This is a genomic window from Aliidiomarina quisquiliarum (genome assembly GCF_023922585.1).
GTDB lineage: Bacteria > Pseudomonadota > Gammaproteobacteria > Enterobacterales > Alteromonadaceae > Aliidiomarina > Aliidiomarina quisquiliarum.
Genome location: NZ_JAMFTN010000032.1, coordinates 1 through 693 on the forward strand (window position 1 = coordinate 1; position 693 = coordinate 693).

The following is a 693-nucleotide window of genomic DNA, read 5'->3' on the forward strand; positions in this document are numbered from 1 at the left end:
CTGTTGCGGCAGAAGAGTGTTCCGCTCCTGCTCATATTAAGGCGATGGCTGATAGTGTGAATAAGTTATCTGCCGCTGACAGCCTTGTTATTACCGAGCAATTGGCCAGTAGCTTACCTGCTGACGAGCAACTCGCTTTTTTCCTCTTACTGAGCGCAGAAAATAAAATATTATTTTGGCAAGGTCGAACACAAAGGCTAGCAAGAACATACGACTTCTCACCAGAACAGCTCGCTTTTATTGATCAATTGATGCAATTGGAAGTTGCTTTTAGAAGGGGAGAAATCGAGCAAGATGAACTTCAAACGCAAGGCGCCTATTTAGAGCTTGAAATGGCTACGCTGTTTCAGCCAGAATTGGCAAAACAGCTTTCTTCTGTTGTTTATTTATACGAAACCTCTTTAGAAGAAGTTCCTCAAGCTTCAAATAATGAGTTTAAAAGCATGTATGAACTTAGTCTTCGATTGGCAAAGCCATAATTCGGGTGGGTTTGGTTATAGCGTTGAAACTTGGTATCGGCCCTTAAAACACTCAGACGTTTATGGGGTTTCTGCTATGCTCAGTTATGGTTTTAACTGGTTTTAGCTTGAAGCCAGCGCGAATGCTTTAATCATCCGAAGTGGTGGCTTACTCAGGTTATACATCACCAAAGGCCAGCGGCCAACGTTTGCTTTTATATACATTTAGTATATA

The 693-nt window shown here is 41.8% G+C and carries 1 protein-coding gene; it reads left to right on the forward strand.

The genetic code is table 11. The annotated features are described in order from the left end of the window. Positions 1-479 (forward strand): hypothetical protein (locus tag M1L23_RS12775; RefSeq protein ID WP_252627830.1); only part of this gene is annotated, 479 nt, incomplete at its 5' end. Positions 480-693: the final 214 nt, after the last annotated feature.